Origin of the sequence: Cupriavidus sp. DL-D2, assembly GCF_039710735.1 — a bacterium.
Taxonomy (GTDB): domain Bacteria; phylum Pseudomonadota; class Gammaproteobacteria; order Burkholderiales; family Burkholderiaceae; genus Cupriavidus.
The window spans coordinates 1-894 of sequence record NZ_JBDKXK010000147.1; the positions used below are offsets into that span (position 1 = coordinate 1).

1 protein-coding gene is annotated in these 894 nt (G+C 56.7%); it reads left to right on the forward strand.

Going from position 1 to position 894, the window contains the following annotated elements:
- A partial coding sequence (locus ABDB81_RS30400; RefSeq protein ID WP_346814422.1) for a Tn3 family transposase occupies window positions 1-751 on the forward strand: 751 nt, incomplete at its 5' end.
- Window positions 752-894: the final 143 nt, after the last annotated feature.

Here is an 894-nt window from a genome sequence, read left to right on the forward strand (position 1 = left end):
ACGTCAGTCGCCTGACTGGCAAAAAACGCGACTTGTCCATATAAACACCGACTTTGCCATGTCACATGCCCGTTTGCTTGGTTTTGATCTTTGCCCGCGGTTGAAGGAACTCAAACAGCGCCACCTCTTTGTGCCACGCGGCACCAAAGTGCCCGCAGAAATCGCTGCGGTGTGCGAAGCCAATGTCGACGTCGCTTTGATCGAAAAGCATTGGGATAGTCTGGTGCACCTGGCAGCCTCGGTCATGAGCGGACATGCCAGTGCGGTGGCAGCTCTTGCGCGGTTCGGTTCTGCCGCCCAGGGCGATCCAATCTATGAGGCTGGCGTGCAATTGGGGCGGTTGCTGCGTACGGCGTTTTTGGCTGACTACTTTGTCAAGGACGCTTTCAGGAACGAGTTGCGCCGGGTGCTCAATCGGGGCGAGGCTGTTAACGCCCTCAAGCGCGCCATTTATACCGGCCGGATCAGCCCGGCGCAGGCCAAACGTGTCGATGAAATGCAGGCTGTGGCCGATGCGTTGAGCCTGATGGCCAACATCGTGATGGCGTGGAATACCTCACAGATGCAGGCGGTCCTGGATCGCTGGTCGAACCGCCGCCAGGTCATTCCACCGGAACTGATCGGGAAGATTGCGCCCACCAGGCTGGAGAGCATCAACTTGCGGGGTGTGTTTCGCTTCCCGGTTGACCGCTATGCTGACCAAATCCTGCCTTCGCGGCCAAATGCATCGATAACTGGCACCAATGGATGAAACCGACCACGGTTTGACGCCACGAATCGCAGATTTGAAAGTGAACAGGAAAGTCAATGAAATCAACGATCTACCAACACCACCTCCGCGCCAGTGCTAGCTTTTCGTACCGTCACTTATTGCACTGAAAACGAGGAGACCCC